This window comes from Stenotrophomonas sp. BIO128-Bstrain, assembly GCF_030128875.1.
Taxonomy (GTDB): Bacteria; Pseudomonadota; Gammaproteobacteria; order Xanthomonadales; family Xanthomonadaceae; genus Stenotrophomonas; species Stenotrophomonas bentonitica_A.
The window spans coordinates 2,134,999-2,153,295 of the sequence record NZ_CP124620.1; the positions used below are offsets into that span (position 1 = coordinate 2,134,999).

General features: G+C 67.3%; 21 protein-coding genes. 9 read left to right on the forward strand and 12 right to left on the reverse strand.

All coding sequences use genetic code 11. The features are described 5' to 3' along the window. Positions 1-83 precede the first annotated feature (83 nt). The 3 genes from ftsY to POS15_RS09525 all read left to right on the forward strand — a co-directional run bounded on the left by ftsY (position 84) and on the right by POS15_RS09525 (position 3,171). The gene (gene ftsY / locus POS15_RS09515) at positions 84-1,625 is read left to right on the forward strand and encodes a signal recognition particle-docking protein FtsY (protein WP_284129572.1); all 1,542 of its coding nucleotides are present in this window, start codon (positions 84-86) and stop codon (positions 1,623-1,625) included. A 132-nt stretch (positions 1,626-1,757) separates the two neighbouring features. Continuing rightward, the gene (gene mutY, locus POS15_RS09520; RefSeq protein WP_284129573.1) at positions 1,758-2,897 is read left to right on the forward strand and encodes an A/G-specific adenine glycosylase; all 1,140 of its coding nucleotides are present in this window, start codon (positions 1,758-1,760) and stop codon (positions 2,895-2,897) included. Positions 2,898-2,901: 4 nt separating this feature from the next. Beyond that, complete coding sequence (locus tag POS15_RS09525; RefSeq protein WP_019183247.1) at positions 2,902-3,171, forward strand: oxidative damage protection protein; 270 nt, start codon at positions 2,902-2,904, stop codon at positions 3,169-3,171. Between the two features lie 171 nt (positions 3,172-3,342). On the opposite strand, the gene POS15_RS09530 is transcribed toward POS15_RS09525, so the two are convergent. The 11 genes from POS15_RS09530 to POS15_RS09580 form a co-directional block, all read right to left on the reverse strand. Continuing rightward, positions 3,343-3,807: a DUF6491 family protein gene (locus tag POS15_RS09530; RefSeq protein WP_019183248.1), complete on the reverse strand. Its 465-nt coding sequence runs from the start codon at positions 3,805-3,807 to the stop codon at positions 3,343-3,345. A gap of 105 nt (positions 3,808-3,912) precedes the next feature. Further along, a complete protein-coding gene (lolD, locus tag POS15_RS09535) occupies positions 3,913-4,626 on the reverse strand; it encodes a lipoprotein-releasing ABC transporter ATP-binding protein LolD (protein ID WP_284129574.1) in 714 nt (237 codons plus the stop codon). Next, positions 4,619-5,860 carry a lipoprotein-releasing ABC transporter permease subunit gene (locus POS15_RS09540; protein ID WP_019183250.1) on the reverse strand — a complete coding sequence of 414 codons (1,242 nt, stop codon included), beginning with the start codon at positions 5,858-5,860 and terminating at the stop codon, positions 4,619-4,621. Before POS15_RS09540 ends, lolD begins: the two co-directional genes overlap by 8 nt. Before the next feature lie 23 nt (positions 5,861-5,883). Further along, a complete protein-coding gene (locus tag POS15_RS09545; RefSeq protein WP_046273606.1) occupies positions 5,884-6,333 on the reverse strand; it encodes a hypothetical protein in 450 nt (149 codons plus the stop codon). Next, positions 6,284-6,532, reverse strand: a complete 249-nt coding sequence (locus tag POS15_RS09550) for a succinate dehydrogenase assembly factor 2 (protein WP_019183252.1) — start codon at positions 6,530-6,532, stop codon at positions 6,284-6,286. Before POS15_RS09550 ends, POS15_RS09545 begins: the two co-directional genes overlap by 50 nt. A 149-nt stretch (positions 6,533-6,681) precedes the next feature. Then, positions 6,682-7,467 carry a succinate dehydrogenase iron-sulfur subunit gene (locus POS15_RS09555; protein WP_019183253.1) on the reverse strand — a complete coding sequence of 262 codons (786 nt, stop codon included), beginning with the start codon at positions 7,465-7,467 and terminating at the stop codon, positions 6,682-6,684. Between the two features lie 16 nt (positions 7,468-7,483). Then, complete coding sequence (locus tag POS15_RS09560; RefSeq protein WP_272943361.1) at positions 7,484-7,618, reverse strand: hypothetical protein; 135 nt, start codon at positions 7,616-7,618, stop codon at positions 7,484-7,486. A gap of 12 nt (positions 7,619-7,630) precedes the next feature. Further along, on the reverse strand, positions 7,631-9,421 hold the full coding sequence (gene sdhA / locus POS15_RS09565) for a succinate dehydrogenase flavoprotein subunit (RefSeq protein WP_019183254.1): 1,791 nt from the start codon (positions 9,419-9,421) through the stop codon (positions 7,631-7,633). Positions 9,422-9,452: 31 nt separating this feature from the next. Further along, on the reverse strand, positions 9,453-9,839 hold the full coding sequence (gene sdhD, locus POS15_RS09570; RefSeq protein WP_019183255.1) for a succinate dehydrogenase, hydrophobic membrane anchor protein: 387 nt from the start codon (positions 9,837-9,839) through the stop codon (positions 9,453-9,455). Continuing rightward, positions 9,836-10,228: a succinate dehydrogenase, cytochrome b556 subunit gene (sdhC, locus tag POS15_RS09575; protein WP_019183256.1), complete on the reverse strand. Its 393-nt coding sequence runs from the start codon at positions 10,226-10,228 to the stop codon at positions 9,836-9,838. The genes sdhD and sdhC overlap by 4 nt, the downstream gene beginning before the upstream one ends. A 56-nt stretch (positions 10,229-10,284) precedes the next feature. After that, entirely contained in the window at positions 10,285-10,458 is a 174-nt protein-coding gene (locus POS15_RS09580) for a DUF1674 domain-containing protein (RefSeq protein WP_080114829.1), read from the reverse strand. A gap of 39 nt (positions 10,459-10,497) precedes the next feature. Here POS15_RS09580 and POS15_RS09585 point away from each other — a divergent pair, with 39 nt between their 5' ends. Further along, positions 10,498-11,367, forward strand: a complete 870-nt coding sequence (locus tag POS15_RS09585) for a folate-binding protein (RefSeq protein ID WP_284129576.1) — start codon at positions 10,498-10,500, stop codon at positions 11,365-11,367. A 48-nt stretch (positions 11,368-11,415) separates the two neighbouring features. Then, positions 11,416-11,571: a hypothetical protein gene (locus POS15_RS09590; protein WP_284129577.1), complete on the forward strand. Its 156-nt coding sequence runs from the start codon at positions 11,416-11,418 to the stop codon at positions 11,569-11,571. Between the two features lie 12 nt (positions 11,572-11,583). Here POS15_RS09590 and ugpC read toward each other — a convergent pair whose 3' ends face one another. After that, on the reverse strand, positions 11,584-12,675 hold the full coding sequence (gene ugpC / locus POS15_RS09595; RefSeq protein WP_019183259.1) for a sn-glycerol-3-phosphate ABC transporter ATP-binding protein UgpC: 1,092 nt from the start codon (positions 12,673-12,675) through the stop codon (positions 11,584-11,586). Between the two features lie 354 nt (positions 12,676-13,029). Between ugpC and zwf the strand changes: the two genes are divergently transcribed. The 4 genes from zwf to edd are packed head-to-tail and all read left to right on the forward strand — an operon-like array spanning position 13,030 to position 18,154. Beyond that, the gene (gene zwf / locus POS15_RS09600; RefSeq protein WP_019183260.1) at positions 13,030-14,469 is read left to right on the forward strand and encodes a glucose-6-phosphate dehydrogenase; all 1,440 of its coding nucleotides are present in this window, start codon (positions 13,030-13,032) and stop codon (positions 14,467-14,469) included. Beyond that, complete coding sequence (gene glk / locus POS15_RS09605) at positions 14,466-15,473, forward strand: glucokinase (protein ID WP_019183261.1); 1,008 nt, start codon at positions 14,466-14,468, stop codon at positions 15,471-15,473. Before zwf ends, glk begins: the two co-directional genes overlap by 4 nt. Continuing rightward, entirely contained in the window at positions 15,470-16,192 is a 723-nt protein-coding gene (gene pgl / locus POS15_RS09610; protein ID WP_019183262.1) for a 6-phosphogluconolactonase, read from the forward strand. Before glk ends, pgl begins: the two co-directional genes overlap by 4 nt. Before the next feature lie 45 nt (positions 16,193-16,237). After that, entirely contained in the window at positions 16,238-18,154 is a 1,917-nt protein-coding gene (gene edd / locus POS15_RS09615) for a phosphogluconate dehydratase (RefSeq protein ID WP_019183263.1), read from the forward strand. Positions 18,155-18,297: the final 143 nt, after the last annotated feature.

Below are 18,297 nucleotides of genomic sequence, written 5' to 3' on the forward strand. Positions count from 1 at the left end.
GTCCCGCCCCACCGCACCTGCACGCCCATGGGCCTTCGGGGCGCAGTGGTAGCATACCCCTCTGATTTCAGCGTCTTTTGCCAATGCTCAGCTTCTTCCGCCGCAAAAAGCCCCAGGACGCCCCGCAAGAGGCGGCCAAAACCCAGCATTACTCCACCGAGGAGCTGGCAGCCGCGTTCCCACAGGCCAATCCCCAGCCTGCAGAACCGCCGGCGCCTGCGCCGCTGCCGCCGGCAGCGGAAGCCCCGGTGCCTGCCGTCGCGCCGACTGCCCCCGCAGAGCGCGTGATCGCGCCGACCCCGGAGGTTCCCGCCCCGGCAGTTCCGACGCCTGTAGTTTCGACCCCGGTCGTGCCGGCCCCCGTTGTACCTGCGCCCGTGGTCGCACCGCTTGCCGCCCCGCCGCCGGTCGCGCCGGCACCTGTAGTGACCGCACCGGTTGTCCCGGCTCCGGCTGCTCCTGCACCTGTCGTCGCGGCGCCGGCTCCAGCAGCTCCCGTGGAGGACCGCGCGGCACCGGCCGCACCGAGCCCGGCACCGGCCGCCCCGGTGAGCGCGCCTGCGCCAGCGGTCGTCGCGCCGCCGGTGGCTGCTCCGGCCGTGCCCGCCTCGCTCGCTCCGGCCGTCCCGGCAGCTCCGGCACCCCCGGCTGCTCCGATCATCGTGACCGAGCGCCCGTCCTCCCAGGACATCGCCCCCGCCGCGGCCGGCAAGAGCGGCTGGCGCGAGCGCCTGCGCAACAGCGTGATCGCCCGCAGCTTCGGCGGCCTGTTCTCGCGCAATCCCAAGCTCGATGATGACCTGCTCGATGAGCTGGAAACTGCGCTGATCACCGCCGATGTCGGCGTCGGTGCGACCACCGCGCTGGTGGAAGGCCTGCGCAAGCGCATGAAGGCGCGCGAGTTCGCCGATGCCAATGCGCTGCTCACCGCGCTGCGCGCCGAGCTGATCGCCATCCTGCAGCCGGTCGCCAAGCCGCTGGTGATCGACCGCACCGCCAAGCCGTTCGTGGTGCTCACCGTCGGCGTCAACGGCGTCGGCAAGACCACCACCATCGGCAAGCTGGCCAAGCGCTTCAAGGACGACGGGCACAGCCTGATGCTGGCCGCCGGCGATACCTTCCGTGCCGCCGCTGTCGCGCAGCTGCAGGCGTGGGGCGAGCGCAACGGCGTGGCCGTGGTCGCCCAGGGCCAGAATGCCGACGCGGCCTCGGTCGCCTTCGATGCGCTGCAGGCCGGCAAGGCGCGCGGCACCGAAGTGCTGATCGCCGATACCGCCGGCCGCCTGCATACCCAGGCTGGCCTGATGAACGAGCTGGGCAAGATCCGCCGCGTGCTCGGCAAGATCGATGCCAATGCACCGCACGAAGTGCTGATGGTCATCGATGGCACCACCGGGCAGAACGCGCTCTCGCAGCTGCGTCAGTTCCATGCCGCGGTCAACGTGACCGGGCTGGTGGTGACCAAGCTGGACGGCACCGCCAAGGGCGGCGTGGTGTTCGCGCTGGCCCGCGAGTTCGGCATTCCGATCCGCTTCTGCGGCATCGGCGAGCGCCCGGAAGACCTGCGCGTGTTCGATCCGGAAGCCTTTGTCGACGCCCTGCTGCCCGAAGCACTCGGCGCCTGATCACCGCCGGGCCAGGCAGCGGCTTCACTTGTAGAGCCACCCCATGGGTGGCTGCTTCACCTCCGGGACCGGTCTCCCCGGCTGCCGATGCAGCCACGCATGGCGTGGCTCCCGTCCTTCTCCGGAATCTGCATGACCCGCCAGCCTCCCGCCAGCGCCGTATTGCCTGCCGACGATGTGTTCGTTTCCCGGCTGCTGCACTGGTTCGATGACCATGGCCGGCACGACCTGCCCTGGCAGCACCCGCGCTCGCCGTACCGGGTGTGGCTGTCGGAGATCATGCTGCAGCAGACCCAGGTCAGCACGGTCATCCCGTACTTCCTGAAGTTCCTGGACGTATTCCCGACCCTGCCCGACCTGGCCGCAGCCAGCAATGATGCGGTGATGGCGCAGTGGGCGGGGCTGGGCTACTACGCGCGTGCACGCAACCTGCATGCCGCAGCGCAGCGCTGCGTCGAGCTGCATGGCGGCGAGCTGCCGCGTGATTTCGATGCCCTGCATGCGCTGCCGGGCATCGGCCGCAGCACCGCCGGCGCAATTCTCAGCCAGGCCTGGAATGATCGGTTCGCGATCCTGGATGGCAACGTCAAACGCGTGTTGACCCGCTATCACGGCATCGAGGGCTTCCCCGGCCTGCCGGCGATCGAGAAGCAACTGTGGGCGGTCGCCGAGGCGCATGCAGCGCAGGTGCCCGCGACCCGCATGGTCGATTACACCCAGGCGCAGATGGACCTGGGCGCCAGCGTGTGCAGCCGCAGCAGGCCTGCCTGCGTGATCTGTCCGCTGCAGGCGACCTGCGTTGCACGGCGCGAAGGCCGTACCGATCAGCTGCCGACACCGAAGCCGGGCAAGACCCTGCCCGAACGCGAGGCGGTGGCGCTGCTGCTGCGCGATGCGCGCGGCCGTGTGCTGCTGCAGAAGCGGCCGGACACCGGCATCTGGGCGCAGCTGTGGACCCTGCCCCAGGCTGACAGCGGCATCGCCCTGCAGGACTGGTTCGATGCGCATATCGAGGGCTCGCTGGACGATGCCGAGCCGCTGCCGGTGCTGGAGCACACCTTCAGCCACTACCGGCTGCATCTGCAGGTACTGGTGGCGACGGTTCAGGGCTCGCGCGGCGAGGATGCCGGCGTACGCTGGGTCGCTGCCGAAGAGCTGGAAAAGCTGGGCCTGCCCGCACCGATCCGCAAGCTGCTCCAGACCGGTGCACCGCCCGCTCAGCCCAAGCGCCGTACAATGCGGCGCGCAGCAACATCCCAAGACAACGAGTAACGCTATGCCCCGCACCGTTTTCTGCCAGTACGAACAACGCGACGCCGAAGGCCTGGACTTCGTGCCCTACCCCGGCGAGCTGGGCCAGCGCATCTTCAACCACATCGGCAAGCCGGCCTGGGCCGCGTGGCTGGCGCACCAGACCATGCTGATCAACGAAAACCGGCTGTCGCCGCGCGATCCCAAGCACCGTGCGTTCCTGGAAGAGGAACTGGTGAAGTATCTCTTCAGCGGTGGCGCGGAGAAGCCGGCCGGGTTTGTTCCGGAGGCGTGACCGGGTCTGATACCGACCAACGGTCGGTATCTACCGCGAGGATGGGGGACCGTGAAGTTGTTGGCGATAGCGAGGTTGTTGGCGATCGCCAGGTTGTGGCGACCGCGAGGTTATGCCGACGGCGAGATCGCGGTGCATCCTCGATAGGCCATGGCCGGCCAGCGGCCGGCACTACCGGGTCGGCGCCTGCTGGCCTTCTTCGCGCTCCTGCAGCTGCGCCTGCCGCAGCTCCTGCTCGGAGGCGCGCAGCGCCTTGGTATCGAGCTTGCGGATGCTGCTGATGAAGCACGGCATGTTCATCGGTCCCGGCGTGGGGTCGTGCACCAGCACCTTGTCGAAGCGGGCCGACACACGGCCGACCCGGCTGGTCAGGCCGATCGCCGGGGCGTAGTCCAGCCCCTGGCACGGCCCGGCCAGTTCCAGCAGATAGCCTTCGCTTGGGCGCGTCCACACCGCCAGCGCGCTCTCGCCCAGTTCGGTCCAGCCGGACAACGACCCGTACAACGGCATGTCCTGCTGCGGCGGACCGGCGTGCGCGCGGTAGAGATCAAGCTTCTGCGCGGTGGACAGGCGGCCGGTACTGGCGCACGCGGCCAGCCCAAGGCACAGGGCCGCGATGGCAAGGGTCTGCTTCATGACGCCTCCTGCTGGGGAATGTGCGCCGATCATGCGCCGCCCGGCGTGGTCCCGGCGAGAGGAACCCGCCGGGTGTTCAGCGCTCAGGCAGGCAGCGCTGCCTGCTCAGACCTCGCTGTGGGCCAGGCTGTGCAGCCGCCCTTCGCGCAGTTCCAGCACGCGGTCCAGCTTGCGTGCCAGCGAGCGGTCGTGGGTCACCAGCACCAGGCTGGTGTGGTGCGCGCGGTTGAGCTCGAGCATCAGCTCGAACACGGTCGCGGCGGTCTTGTCGTCCAGGTTGCCGGTGGGTTCGTCGCCGAGCACGCAGGCCGGGCGGTTGACCAGGGCGCGGGCCACGGCGGCACGCTGGCGCTCACCGCCGGAGAGCTCGCCCGGCTTGTGGTCCACCCGGTGCCCCAGGCCGACCGATTCCAGCAACACCTGCGCGCGGTTGCGCGCGTCAGCCACTTCTTCGCCCCCCAGCAGCACCGGCATCATCACGTTTTCCAGCGCGGTGAATTCGGGCAGCAGGTGATGGAACTGGTAGACGAAGCCGAGAGCGCGGTTGCGCAGGCGGCCACGCTGGCTGTCGGACAGGCCGGACATGCGCTGGCCGGCCACATAGACCTCGCCCGCCGTCGGCGTATCCAGGCCACCCAGCAGGTGCAGCAGGGTGCTCTTGCCGGCGCCGGAGGCACCGATGATGGCCACGGTCTCGCCGGCGGCCACGCGCAGGTCCAGCCCGTTGAACACCGGGGTCTGCATGCGGCCTTCGGCATAGGTCTTGGCCAGCGCTTCGGCGCGGATGACTTCCTGGCCCAGGGTGAGTGCTTCATTCATAACGCAGGGCCTCCGCCGGCTGGGTACGTGCCGCGCGCCAGGCGGGATACAGGGTGGCAAGGAAGCTCATGACCAGCGCCACGGCGGTGATCATGATGATGTCCGGGGTCTGCATGTCGGTCGGCAGGCCGGTGATGTAGTACACGTCCTCCGGCAGCAGCTTGACGTTGAACAGCGTCTCGATCGCGCCGAGGATGCGCTCCAGGTTCAAGGTCAGGGTAATGCCACCGATCACGCCCAGCACGGTGCCGAAGATGCCGATCAGCGAGCCCTGCACCATGAACACCTGCATCACCCCGCCCGGGGTCAGGCCCAGCGTGCGCAGGATCGCGATGTCGGCCTGCTTGTCGGTGACCAGCATCACCTGGGAGGAAACCAGGTTGAACGCGCCCATGGCGATGATCAGCGAGAGCAGGATGCCCATCACCACCTTCTCCATGCGCAGCGAGTGGTAGAGGTTGGCGTTCTGCTGGGTCCAGTCACTGACGCGGTAGGCACCGGTCAGGTTGTGGGCCAGATCGACGCCGACGTCCAGCGCCTTGTCCATGTCGTGCAGCTTCAGGCGCACACCGGTGACGCCATCGATGCGCAGCACCTTTTCCAGATCGGCCATGTTGGCGTAGGCCACGCCGCGGTCGACCTCGTTGTAACCGGCCTCGAAGATGCCGCTCACGGTGAAGCGCTTCATGCGCGGGATCGCGCCGATCGGCGTGCCCTGCACTTCCGCCAGGGTCACCAGCACCGTATCGCCCACGCCGACGCCGAGGTAGATCGCCAGTTCCTGGCCCACCAGCAGGTTGTAGCTGCCTGCGGTCAGGCTGTCGAAGCTGCCCTTCTTGACCTTCTGGTTGATGACCGAGACGTTCGGCTCCAGCGCCGGGTCGATGCCCTGCACGATGGCGCCCTGCACGCGGGGGCCGCTGAGCATGGCCTGGATTTCGATGTACGGCGCCGCGCCGGCGACACGCGGGTCCTTTTTCGCCACATCCACCGCATGCGCCCAATCGGCCATCGGGGCGCCGTCGGTGGTGATGGTGGTATGCGCGGTCATCTGCAGCAGCCGGTCGCGGATTTCCTTCTGGAAACCGCTCATGACCGCCAGCGTGGTGATCAGCACGGTCACGCCCAGCGCGATGCCGAGGATCGAGGCCATGGAGATGAAGGAGATGAAGCCGTTGCGGCGTTTGGCGCGCAGGTAGCGCAGGCCAATCGAGACAGGTATGGGTTTGAACATGCAGGTACGCCGGACAATTCAGGCTATGGTGCCACTGCAGGGGGTGAACGGGAAATGCAGTGTGCCCGGACGGCTAGTCGCAGTTCACGTGCCTGCGCCGCCGGAAGGGTATCGGGCCAGAACAGACGCCAGTGGCGACGCCCTTCATACCGCCAGCGGAGCTGCAGCAGCGGGCCGCGGCGACGCATCTGCAGGTCCTCGACCGCCTCCCCATCCACCTGGGCCGGCTCATCATCCAGGGGGATCAGGAAGGCGCAGCCCGGGCCGCGCGCATACCGCCACGCCTCCAGCCACGTGCCCACCATCGCCACCAGGCCCAAGGCCAGGCCCCACGGCGCCGGAAGCTCGGTGCCCCACAGGGCCCAGGGCATCAGCGCGCCCATGGCGATCAGCGCGCGGCACTGCCAGCGCGAGGGGTGCCACTCAAGCTGGCAGGGCGCGGATCCTGGCGATGAGGGCAGCGGGCGCGGCATGCGGGCACTCCTCGTAGCCCATGAACCAGCGCCACAACTTATCGTCCTCGCTTTCGAGCAGGAACAGGAAAACCTCGCGCTCGTCTGTCGGTGCCTGCAGCCAGCAGCGGTCCAGGTAACGGCCGAACAGCTGGTCCAGCTCGCGCATGCCGCGGCGGCAGCGCCAGCGCAGTTTTTTCAGTTCGGTTGCTTCATCCATTTTCTGCGTTTCCAGATAAGGCAAAGCCACGCATGGCGTGGCTCTACCGTTTCGATCATTTTCTGAGACGCCACGCATGGCGTGGCTCAACCGTTTCGATCATTTTCTGAGACGCCACGCATGGCGTGGCGCTACCGGGCACGTCTGGATCAGGCGCGACGCGCCATCATCAGCTTCTTGATCTCGGCAATGGCCAGCGCCGGGTTCAGGCCCTTCGGACAGGTCCGCGAGCAGTTCATGATGGTGTGGCAGCGGTACAGCTTGAACGGGTCTTCCAGCTCGTCCAGGCGCGCACCGGTGTCTTCATCGCGCGAGTCGACGATCCAGCGGTAGGCCTGCAGCAGGATGGCCGGGCCCAGGTAACGCTCGCCGTTCCACCAGTAGCTCGGGCAGCTGGTCGAGCAGCACGCGCACAGGATGCACTCGTACAGGCCGTCCAGCTTCTTGCGGTCTTCGGGCGACTGCAGGCGCTCGCGATCCGGCGGCGGCGGGGTCTGGGTGCGGATCCACGGCTTGATCGAGGCGTACTGCGCGTAGAAGTGGGTCAGGTCCGGCACCAGGTCCTTGACCACGCTCATGTGCGGCAGCGGGTAGATCGGCACTTCGGCCTTGCCGCAGTCGGCGATGGCGCGGGTGCAGGCCAGCGTGTTGGTGCCGTCGATGTTCATCGCGCACGAACCGCAGATGCCCTCACGGCACGAACGACGGAAGGTCAGGGTCGGATCGATCTCATTCTTGATCTTGATCAGCGCGTCCAGAACCATCGGGCCGCAGGCGTCCAGATCGATCTCGTACGTATCGGTGCGCGGGTTGCTGTCGTCGTCGGGACTCCAGCGGTAGATCTTGAAGGTGCGGGTGTTCTTCGCACCGCTCTTGGCGGGGAAGTGCTTGCCCTTTCCGATCTTGGAATTCTTGGGGAGGGAAAACTCGGCCATGGCTGTTCTCGTTGGCTCAGGCGGCTCGCGCTGCGGTGCAGGCGCGGGTAGCACGGAAGATGAGGAAGTCGACACCACCGGCCAGCGGCGCACGCGCCACCCCACCCTTGCGGGGGACGGCGGTCGCGGGCGCTGCGTGGACGGAGGTCATGCCGCAGGTCTCTTAGTAAACGCGCGGCTTGGGCGGGACGACGTCCACGTCCTTGCTCAGCGTGTACATGTGGACCGGGCGGTAGTCGAACTCGCACTTGCCGTTCTCGTCGACGTTGACCAGCGTGTGCTTCTGCCAGTTGACGTCGTCGCGGTCCGGGAAGTCCTCATGCGCATGCGCGCCGCGGCTTTCCTTGCGCTGTTCGGCCGAGTTGATCGTCGCCACCGCGTTGAGCAGCAGGTTGTTCAGCTCGTAGGTTTCGATCAGGTCCGAGTTCCACACCAGCGAACGGTCGGAGACCTTGACGTCCTGGAAGGAGTCGAAGATCTCGGCCATCTTGGCGCAGCCCTCTTCCAGGGTCTTGCTGGTCCGGAACACCGCCGCGTCGTTCTGCATGGTGCGCTGCATGCGATCGCGGATGACCGAGGTCGGGGTGTCGCCGTTGGCGTAGCGCAGCTTGTCCAGCAGGCCCAGCGCCTTGTCGCACGCATCGGACGGCAGGGTCTTGTGCGGCGCGCCGGACTTGATGGTCTCGGCACAGCGGTTGGCCACCGCACGGCCGAACACCACCAGGTCGAGCAGCGAGTTGGAGCCCAGGCGGTTGGCGCCGTGGACCGACACGCAGGCCGCTTCGCCGATGGCGTACAGGCCCGGCACGACGGCATCGGGGTTGTCGCCGACCTTGCGCACGACTTCGCCGTGGTAGTTGGTCGGGATGCCACCCATGTTGTAGTGCACGGTCGGGATGACCGGGATCGGCTGCTTGTGCACGTCCACGCCGGCGAAGATGCGGGCGCTTTCGGCGATGCCCGGCAGCTTGTCGTCGATGACGCCCGGGCCGAGGTGGGTCAGGTCGAGCAGGATGTGATCCTTGTGCTCGCCGACGCCGCGGCCTTCGCGGATCTCGATGGTCATCGAACGCGACACCACGTCGCGCGAGGCCAGATCCTTGTAGTGCGGTGCGTAGCGCTCCATGAAGCGCTCGCCGTTGCTGTTGCGCAGGATGCCGCCTTCGCCACGCACGCCTTCGGTGATCAGGCAGCCCGCGCCGTAGATACCGGTCGGGTGGAACTGCACGAACTCCATGTCCTGCATCGGCAGGCCGGCACGCATGACCAGACCGCCGCCGTCGCCGGTGCAGGTGTGGGCCGAGGTGGCGCTGAAGTAGGCGCGGCCGTAGCCGCCGGTGGCCAGCACCACGCCGTGGGCGCGGAACAGGTGCAGCGAGCCGTCGGCCATGTCCAGCGCGAGCACGCCGCGGCAGACGCCTTCGTCATCGAAGATCAGGTCGAGCGCGAAGTACTCGATCATGAAGCGCGCGTTGTGCGCCAGCGACTGCTGGTACAGCGTGTGCAGCATGGCGTGGCCGGTACGGTCGGCGGCGGCGCAGGTGCGCTGCGCGGACGGGCCTTCGCCGTACTTGGTGGTCATGCCACCGAACGGGCGCTGGTAGATCTTGCCTTCTTCGGTACGGCTGAACGGCACACCGTAGTGTTCCAGTTCGATGATGGCCGGGATCGCTTCGCGGCACATGTACTCGATGGCGTCCTGGTCACCCAGCCAATCCGAGCCCTTGATGGTGTCGAAGAAGTGGTAGCGCCAGTCGTCTTCGCCCATGTTGCCCAGCGCGGCGGAAATACCGCCCTGCGCGGCCACGGTGTGCGAACGGGTCGGGAAGACCTTGGTCAGACAGACCGTCTGCAGGCCCTTGGCGGCAAGGCCGAACGTGGCGCGCAGGCCAGCACCGCCGGCGCCGACCACGACCATGTCGTACTTGTGTTCCGTAATCTTGTAAGCGGACATCTAATCTGGATTCCTGTCTTGGTGCCTGGACTCAGGCGACGCCGAGCGCGATGCGGGCGACCGCAAAAACACTGACGATCCCGCCGAGCACGGCGATGAACTTCACCGTGGTCTGCAGCGCCAGGGCCAGCAGCGAATTGTGGATGTAGTCTTCCAGCACGACCTGCAGGCCGAGCTGGGCATGCCAGAACATCGCGACCAGGAAGCCGACCAGCAGCACCGCGTTCCACGGCTTGGACACCGCGTCGGTCGCGGTCACGTAATCGGCGCCGATCAGGCTCAGCACGAACACCAGGAACCAGATGGTCAGGCCGACCAGCGCGGTGGCGGTCAGGCGCTGCATCACGAAGTGCTCGGTACCGGTCTTGGCAGCGCCAAGGCCACGCACGTTCTTCAGCGGGGTACGGTACTTGTTCATGCGGCCGCTCCCATGAAGACGTAGGCCCAGACCAGGGCGGTGATCACCAGGCTGGCGAAGACCGAGACCCAGCTGCTGCGCACGAAGGCGGGAATGGAGAAGCCGATCGCGAAGTCCTGCACGATATGGCGGATGCCATTGCACAGGTGGTAGGCGAAGGACCAGGTCCATGCGAACAGGAACAGCTTGCCGTACCAGCTGCCGGCATGGCCGGTGAAGCAGTTCCAGGATTCAGGACCCATCATCAGGGCGAGCAGGCCGCCGGCAATGATCAGGGCTCCAACAGACAGAAAGATGCCGGTGGCTCGATGCAGGATCGAGGTGGCCATCTGAATCTGCCAGCGATACACCTGAAGGTGCGGGGAAAGGGGACGTTCTCTGGCGGCCATTCGCTGGGCTCGTTGTCTCGGCTGGGCGGCGCAATGCCGCGTTGGCTCAATGCTGATCAGAAATCGATGCAGCGTCCGTTTTTCTCCCAATCTCCGTACCGCACCGGATCAAGTCCGCCGCGGCCGCCGATTTCCAAAGGCAATGCCGGAGTCTCGGGAAGCGGTTGCTCCTCGGGTACCAGCGTGCCTTCAGCTTCAGAATCTGGAGAGGGGGTTGTTTGGCCTATCATGGGTGGTCTCGCAACGCACAAATTTTAGACCCCGTTCACGTGCCTGACAACCTGCCCTCCGATTTCGCCGGCTTTTCGCGCCTCCCCGGTCACCAGCTGCTCAGTCTCAGCGGTGCCGATGCGGCCGCGTTCGCCCATGCCCAATTCTCCAGCGATGTCACCGCCCTGCCCCTGCGGCATTGGCAGTGGAGTGCCTGGCTGACGGCCAAGGGCCGCGCCATTGCTGTGTTCCAGCTGTTGCGGCTGGACCAGGAGCGCATCGTGGTGGTGCTCGCCGATGGCGACGCCGATGCGATTGCGTCGCAGTTGCAGCGTTTTGTCTTCCGCCGCAAGGTGCGGATCGAGGTCCGCAATGATCTTGCCGTGGCGGCAAGCTTCACCGCGCCGGAATCGGCCTCCGGCCGCGCGATTGCGCAACTTGGCGGCGAAAACATCGAATTGGACCTGGGCAGCGACGCACTTCCGCGCAGCCTGCGCATCGGTTCCGCCGACGCCGTGGCGACCCACGCCGACAGCGCGGATATCGCGCTAGCCTGGCGCCAGGCCGATCTGCGCTACGGCCTGCCCCGCCTGGATGCCGATCAGCGCGAACAGTGGACGCCGCAGCAGCTGGGCCTGGACCGCCTGAACGGGTACAGCGTCAAGAAAGGCTGCTACCCGGGCCAGGAAATCGTGGCCCGCACCCACTTCCTGGGCAAGGCCAAGCGCGCCCTGCAGCTGCTGCGGGTCGTGGAGGGCACGACCAGCGGCACGCAGGTACATCAGAAGGACGCAGCGATCGGCACGGTGGCCTCGGTGGCCGGTGATCTGGCCCTGGCGGTGCTGCCGCTGGAGATCGCGCCGGAGCCGTTGAGCGTCGGCGGAGTCCAGGCCGCCCACCTGCCGTTGCTGGATGGTCTGGCGCGGTAGACCCTTTAGGCATCGACCGTTGATCGATGCGGTACGCCATGAACGTTGATGGGTGTGCGTGGAGCCGGCCAGCGGCCGGCACTACCGGATCTGGTGGCACTGCCGGATCTGGTGGCACTGCCGGATCTGGTGGCACTGCCGGATCTGGTGGCACTGCCGGATTCGGGCACGGGTAGTGCCGGCCGCTGGCCGGCAACCCCGTAACCCGTCCGCGCCTTACGCGTCGTTCAAGCGCTCGCCGGTCTCTGCATCGAAGAAATGCAGGCCCTGCGGATGGATCGCCACGCGGATCGGCTCGCCGACCGACGGCAACCCCTGCGGTGCCACGCGCATCACCAACGGCTGGCCGCCACTGGTCATGTTGACGAAAATCTCGTTGCCGACCGGCTCGATGCCATCGATCATCGCCTCGAACGCCGTCGCATCCCCGGCCGCGGCCGGCTGCAGATGCTCCGGGCGCACGCCAACGGCGATCGCCTTGCCGACCCACGCCTGATCGATCCGGGCCTGGCCCAGCGGCGCGGTCAGCCCGGTGTCCTGCACGGCATAGCCGCTGTCGGTGCGCTGCAGGGTGCCGCGCAGCACGTTCATCGCCGGGCTGCCGAGGAAGCCGGCCACGAACAGGTTGGCCGGACGGTCGTACAGCGCCATCGGGGTATCGATCTGCTGGATCACGCCATCCTTGAGCACCACGATGCGCTGGCCCAGGGTCATCGCTTCCACCTGATCGTGGGTCACGTAGATCATGGTGGTGCCCAGCTTGCGGTGCAGCTGCGCGATTTCGGTCCGCACGCTGTGGCGCAGCTTGGCGTCCAGGTTGGACAGCGGCTCATCGAGCAGGAACACCGCCGGCTCGCGCACCAGCGCGCGGCCCAGCGCAACGCGCTGGCGCTGGCCGCCGGACATCGCCTTGGGCAGCTTGTCGAGCATCTCGGTCAGGCCCAGCGTTTGGGCCGCCTCACTGACCCGCTTGCTGATCGTGGCCTTGTCGTGGCCGCGCAGCTTCAGACCGAAGGCCAGGTTCTCGGCCACGGTCATGTGCGGATACAGCGCATAGCTCTGGAACACCATGGCGATGTCACGATCCTTGGGTGCCACGTCGTTGACCACGCGGTCGCCGATCGTCAGCGTGCCGCCACTGATTTCTTCCAGGCCGGCGACCATGCGCAGCAGTGTGGACTTGCCACACCCGGACGGCCCCACCAGCACCATCAATTCACCATCGGCCACTTCGAAGGTCGCGCCCTGCACGGCCACCTGACCGTTGTCGTAGACCTTGCGAACGCCCTGCAACTGCACTTTTGCCATATCACCATTCCAGTCCGCCCGGTCTCCGGGCTGTTATGCGGAACTGCCTTCGGCCCTCCCGATGGCAGGTCGATGGCGTGGTGCCGCATGACGGCGACCACTGCAATCGAATACAGTCTGCGCATTCTGCCATGTAAACGTTTTCACGTGGCACTATCCGATAGTCGGCCGTGACCTGGATGCCGGGGAGGATGCGATATCCCCCACGACACCGGGTTGGTAGGCCATCATGCCGGGCGGAATCCATGGGGCGTGCTGCACCTGCAACAAGCAGACAACGGACCCCGCCCGACCCCCGAGAACATAGACGAGAAGCGATTGACAACGATGTCACCCGGATCTGAAACTCGAGCGATGCACGACACCCTTTTCCTGTTTGGCGCCACAGGTGACCTGGCCCAGCGCTACCTGTTCCCCTCGCTGCTGCGATTGCTGGGCGACGGCCTGCTCCCCGAAGACTTCAAGGTTCGTGCGCTGGCGTTGTCGCCGCACGACACCGACGCCTTCCGCGAGATCCTGCGCCCGCGCCTGCAGCAGGCCATGCCGATGGCCAGCCAGGACGATATCCACTCGCTGCTGCAGCGCATCGACTACCGCTCGGTGGACCTGCGCAATCCCGAGTCCGTGGCCGAATCGGTCCACGACCTGGTCGACCGCAACTGCGTGAGCTACCTGGCGATCCCGCCGGGCCTGTACATCTCCACCTGCGAAGGCCTGGCCAAGGGCGGCGCGCTGGCCGCCCCGCACCGCCTGATGCTGGAAAAGCCGATCGGCAGCGACAGTGCCAGCGCCGAGGAGATCATCTCCACGATCGGCCAGTGGATCGACGAAGACCGCGTGTTCCGCCTGGACCACTACCTGGGCAAGGCCGCGGTGCAGAACCTGATCGCGCTGCGCTTCGGCAATACGCTGCTCGAGGCGGTCTGGAACCGCAACTACATCGAATCGGTGCACATCCTGGTGGCCGAGAGCGAAGGCGTGGATGGCCGCGATGCGTACTACGCCCGCTCCGGCGCGCTGCGCGACATGGTCCAGAGCCACATCCTGCAGCTGCTGTGCCTGGTCGCGATGGAACCGCCGGCGTCGCTGGAAGCCGACCGCATCCGCGACGAAAAGGTCAAAGTGCTGCGCGCCCTGCGCCCGCTCGATGCCAAGCATGCCGCGCGTGACAGCGTGCGGGGCCGCTACACCGCCGGCACCATCAACGGCCAGCCTGCGCAGGCCTACCAGCCGCCGGAAGGCAGCGATGTGGAAACGTTCGCCGGCGTCACCGCGCATATCGACAACTGGCGCTGGTCCGGCGTGCCGTTCCACCTGGTCACCGGCAAGCGCCTGGCCGAGCGCACCACCCGCGTGGTGGTCACGCTCAAGCCGGTCACGCATTGGCTGTTCGAGCGCCCGCACCGCGGCAATGCCACCCCCAACCGCATCACCTTCCAGCTGCAGCCGCAGGAAAACATCGAGCTGGGCCTGATGAGCTCGCTGGCCGGCCCGGAATGGGGCGCGCTGGAACTGCATCCGCTGGAACTGGAACTGTCCGTGCCGACCGGCCTGCACCGCCGCATCGCTTATGAACGCCTGTTCCTGGATGCCTTCAACGGCAACCATGCGCTGTTCGTGCGCGATGACGAAGTGCGCGCGGCCTGGGCGTGGATCGACAGCGTCAGCGATGCGTGGAAGGAAGCCAAGCTGCCGTTGCAGCCCTACCCTGCCGGCCAGTGGGGTCCAGAAGAAGCCGCAGGCTTCCTACCTGCCGACGCCGATGCCGACGCAACCCGCGGTGGCCAGGCATGACGGTGTTGTCCCAGCCGGTCCTCGTCGCGGATATCGGCGGTACCAATGCACGCTTCGCCCTGGCCGATACCTCGCTGGCCGCGCCGCTGCAGCAGGACAGCATCCGCGAATTCGCGGTCGCTGACTTCCCCTCGCTCGGTGAAGCCGCACGGCACTACCTCGAGCAGATCGGCGCCGAAGCCAAGCGCGGTGTGTTCGCCGTGGCCGGCCGTGTCGACGGTGACGAGGCACGCATCACCAATCATCCGTGGGTGATCTCGCGCATCCGCACCGCGCACATGCTCGGCTTCGACGACCTGCACCTGATCAATGACTTCGCCGCCCAGGCGATGGCGATTTCGCTGCTGCAGCCGCAGGACGTGATCCAGGTCGGCGGCGCGGCGTGGGTGCCGGGCAAGCCGGGCCAGCCGCGCAACTACGCGGTGATCGGCCCGGGCACCGGGCTGGGCGTGGGCGGGCTGATCCTGCGCCATGGCCGCTGCTATCCGCTGGAAACCGAAGGCGGCCACGTCAGCTTCCCGCCGGGTACGCCGGAAGAAATCCGCATCCTGGAGATCCTGTCCGAACAGTTCGGCCGTGTCTCCAACGAACGCCTGATCTGCGGCCCCGGCCTGGTCAACATCCATCGCGCCGTGTGCGAGATGGCCGATATCGACCCGGGCCAACTGCAGCCGGTGGACGTCACCGCGCGGGCGCTGCATGGCGACCCGCAGGCCATGCGCACCGTGGATGTGTTCTGCGCGGTGTTCGGCGCGATCGCCGGCGATCTGGTGCTGATGCAGGGCGCCTGGGATGGCGTGTTCCTGACCGGCGGGCTGGTGCCGAAGATGCTCGATTCGCTGCAGCACTCCGGCTTCCGCCAGCGCTTTGAACACAAGGGCCGCTTCTCTTCGATCATGTCCAAGGTGCCGTCACTGGCCGTGATGCACCCCAGCCCCGGCCTGCTCGGCGCGGCCGCCTATGCGGCGGATGTGGAACGCGATCTGCCGGGAGGCACTGCATGAATACCCTGGATACGTCCGAACGTTTCACCTTGATCCGCCACGGCGATGCCGATGGCTGGATCGAGGCCGTCGCCGCGGAAATGGCGGCCGAGCTGAACCGCGACATTGCCGAATTCGGCCGCGCGCGCATGCTGCTCTCCGGCGGCACCACGCCGGCACCGGTCTACCAGGCGCTGGCCGAGCTGGACGTGCAATGGGACCGGGTGGAAGTGAGCCTGGTCGATGAACGCTGGCTGTCGCCGCAGGATCGCGACAGCAATGCCTGGCTGGTGAAGGAGAGCTTCCTGACCCGTGCCGAAGGCGCGCATTTCGATCCGCTGGTGCGGGTCGGCAAGCCGCTGCCCGAGTGCGTCTACAGCGCCAACCTGCAGGCCCAGCACAGCCAGCGGCCCTGCCTGAGCGTGCTCGGCATGGGCAACGACGGTCACACTGCGTCGCTGTTCCCGGGGTCGAAGGACCTGACCCGCGCACTGGAAAGCACCCTGCCCTACGCGGCGCTCGATGCCACCGGCTGCCCCGGTGCCAACCAGTGGCCGCTGCGCATCACCCTCACCCCGCACGGCTTGAAGCAGAGCCGCCAGCGCCTGCTGCTGCTGCGCGGCAAGCAGAAGCTGGAAGTGCTCAAGCACGCGCTGGAAAGCAACAATCCGCAGCTGTATCCCATCCTCAACGCGATCGATCTCGACGGCGCGAAACTGCGCGTCCACTGGTGTGACTGAGTTGCCCCGGTGTTGTTCCGTTCGCCTTCTCATAGCCGGTAGCCAATGAGCCTGCATCCCAAACTCCATGCCATCACCGAGCGCATCGTCCAGCGCAGCGTCGCCTCGCGCGCCGCCTACCTGGCCGGTGTCGACGCGGCGCTGCGCGACGGTCCGTTCCGTTCGCGCCTGAGCTGCGGCAACCTCGCCCACGGGTTCGCCGCGTGCGGCCCGACCGACAAGTCGCGCCTGCGCGGCGGCGTGACGCCCAACCTGGGCATCATCACCGCGTACAACGACATGCTCTCGGCGCACCAGCCGTTCGAGCACTACCCGGAGATCCTGCGCGAAACCGCGCGCGAACTCGGCGCGACCGCACAGGTGGCCGGTGGCGTGCCGGCGATGTGCGACGGTGTCACCCAGGGCCGTGGCGGCATGGAGCTGTCGTTGTTCTCGCGCGATGTGATCGCCCAGTCGACCGCGATCGGCCTGAGCCATGACATGTTCGACGCCAGCGTCTACCTCGGCGTCTGCGACAAGATCGTGCCCGGCCTGCTGATCGGTGCGCTGGCCTTCGGCCACCTGCCGGCGATCTTCCTGCCGGCCGGCCCGATGACCCCGGGCATCCCGAACAAGCAGAAGGCCGAAGTGCGCGAGCGCTATGCGGCCGGCCAGGCGACCCGCGAGGAACTGCTGGAGGCCGAGGCCGCCTCATACCACGGCGCCGGTACCTGCACCTTCTACGGCACCGCCAACTCCAACCAGACCCTGCTCGAAGCGATGGGCGTGCAGTTGCCGGGCGCCTCGTTCGTCAACCCCGATACGCCGCTGCGCGATGCGCTGACCCGCCAGGCAGCGGTGCGTGCGCTGGAAATCAGCGCACTGGGCGATGACTTCCGTCCGCTCGGCCGGCTGATCGACGAGCGCGCGATCGTCAATGCGGTGGTCACGCTGATGGCCACCGGCGGCTCCACCAACCACACCATCCACTGGATCGCGGTGGCGCGTGCGGCCGGCATCGTGCTGACCTGGGACGACATGGACCAGCTCTCGCAGCTGATCCCGCTGCTGGCCCGCGTCTATCCGAACGGCGAAGCCGACGTGAACCGCTTCGCCGCCGCCGGTGGCACCGCGTTCGTGTTCCGCGAGTTGATGGAGGCCGGGCTGATGCACGCCGACCTGCAGACCGTGGCCGAAGGCGGCATGCACCAGTACGGCCAGGAACCGGCGCTGCGCGACGGCAAGCTGACCTACATCGATGGCGTGCGCGAGAGCGCCGACCCGGACGTGGTGCGTGGCGTGGCCGATCCGTTCGAAGCCCAGGGCGGCCTGCGCCTGCTGCGCGGCAACCTTGGCCGTTCGCTGATCAAGCTGTCAGCGGTGAAGCCGCAGTTCCGCACGATCGAAGCGCCGGCCGTGGTGGTCGATGCACCGCAGGTGCTGAACAAGCTGCACGCCGCCGGTGTGCTGCCGCACGATTTCGTGGCGGTGGTGCGTTACCAGGGCCCGCGCGCCAACGGCATGCCGGAGCTGCATTCGCTGGCGCCGCTGCTGGGCCTGCTGCAGAACCAGGGCCGCCGCGTAGCGCTGGTCACCGATGGTCGCCTGTCCGGTGCCTCGGGCAAGTTCCCGGCCGCGATCCACATGACGCCGGAAGCCTCGCGCGGCGGTCCGCTGGCGCGGGTGCGCGAGGGCGACATCATCCGTCTGGATGGTGAGGCCGGCACGCTGGAGCTGCTGGTGGATGCGGCGGAGTTCGCCGCACGCGAGCCGGCGCCGAATACTGCGCCGGCCGGGCACGATCTGGGCCGCAATCTGTTCGCGATGAGCCGCCGTCTGGTAGGCCCGGCCGACCAGGGCGCGATGTCGATTTCGTGTGGGCCGGCCGCCGATGACGGCAGCATCTGGAACTACGATGCGGAATACGAGCTTGGGCATGATGCGGCGGCGGCGGATGCGCCGCATGAGGCGAAGGACGCCTGAGCTGACGCAGCGGTAAGGTGTCCTGGTTGAGGCAGCGGACGGCCCCAACCAGGACGCGCCGTGAACCCATCCATGGGGGCTCGTAAAGCGGCGTCCATGCCGCTTAACGGTCCTGGTTGGGGCCATCCGCTGCCTCCCGACAC

Coding starts and splice junctions, on each gene's coding strand:
- POS15_RS09580 (WP_080114829.1), bottom strand. CDS start 10,458: ATGATAGGCCAAACAACCCCCTCTCCAGATTCTGAAGCTGAAGGCACG.
- zwf (WP_019183260.1), top strand. CDS start 13,030: ATGCACGACACCCTTTTCCTGTTTGGCGCCACAGGTGACCTGGCCCAG.
- mutY (WP_284129573.1), top strand. CDS start 1,758: ATGACCCGCCAGCCTCCCGCCAGCGCCGTATTGCCTGCCGACGATGTG.
- POS15_RS09530 (WP_019183248.1), bottom strand. CDS start 3,807: ATGAAGCAGACCCTTGCCATCGCGGCCCTGTGCCTTGGGCTGGCCGCG.
- sdhD (WP_019183255.1), bottom strand. CDS start 9,839: ATGAACAAGTACCGTACCCCGCTGAAGAACGTGCGTGGCCTTGGCGCT.
- edd (WP_019183263.1), top strand. CDS start 16,238: ATGAGCCTGCATCCCAAACTCCATGCCATCACCGAGCGCATCGTCCAG.
- POS15_RS09540 (WP_019183250.1), bottom strand. CDS start 5,860: ATGTTCAAACCCATACCTGTCTCGATTGGCCTGCGCTACCTGCGCGCC.
- ugpC (WP_019183259.1), bottom strand. CDS start 12,675: ATGGCAAAAGTGCAGTTGCAGGGCGTTCGCAAGGTCTACGACAACGGT.
- POS15_RS09590 (WP_284129577.1), top strand. CDS start 11,416: ATGGGTGTGCGTGGAGCCGGCCAGCGGCCGGCACTACCGGATCTGGTG.
- POS15_RS09560 (WP_272943361.1), bottom strand. CDS start 7,618: ATGACCTCCGTCCACGCAGCGCCCGCGACCGCCGTCCCCCGCAAGGGT.
- lolD (WP_284129574.1), bottom strand. CDS start 4,626: ATGAATGAAGCACTCACCCTGGGCCAGGAAGTCATCCGCGCCGAAGCG.
- POS15_RS09545 (WP_046273606.1), bottom strand. CDS start 6,333: ATGCCGCGCCCGCTGCCCTCATCGCCAGGATCCGCGCCCTGCCAGCTT.
- ftsY (WP_284129572.1), top strand. CDS start 84: ATGCTCAGCTTCTTCCGCCGCAAAAAGCCCCAGGACGCCCCGCAAGAG.
- POS15_RS09525 (WP_019183247.1), top strand. CDS start 2,902: ATGCCCCGCACCGTTTTCTGCCAGTACGAACAACGCGACGCCGAAGGC.
- pgl (WP_019183262.1), top strand. CDS start 15,470: ATGAATACCCTGGATACGTCCGAACGTTTCACCTTGATCCGCCACGGC.
- glk (WP_019183261.1), top strand. CDS start 14,466: ATGACGGTGTTGTCCCAGCCGGTCCTCGTCGCGGATATCGGCGGTACC.
- POS15_RS09555 (WP_019183253.1), bottom strand. CDS start 7,467: ATGGCCGAGTTTTCCCTCCCCAAGAATTCCAAGATCGGAAAGGGCAAG.
- sdhC (WP_019183256.1), bottom strand. CDS start 10,228: ATGGCCGCCAGAGAACGTCCCCTTTCCCCGCACCTTCAGGTGTATCGC.
- POS15_RS09550 (WP_019183252.1), bottom strand. CDS start 6,532: ATGGATGAAGCAACCGAACTGAAAAAACTGCGCTGGCGCTGCCGCCGC.
- sdhA (WP_019183254.1), bottom strand. CDS start 9,421: ATGTCCGCTTACAAGATTACGGAACACAAGTACGACATGGTCGTGGTC.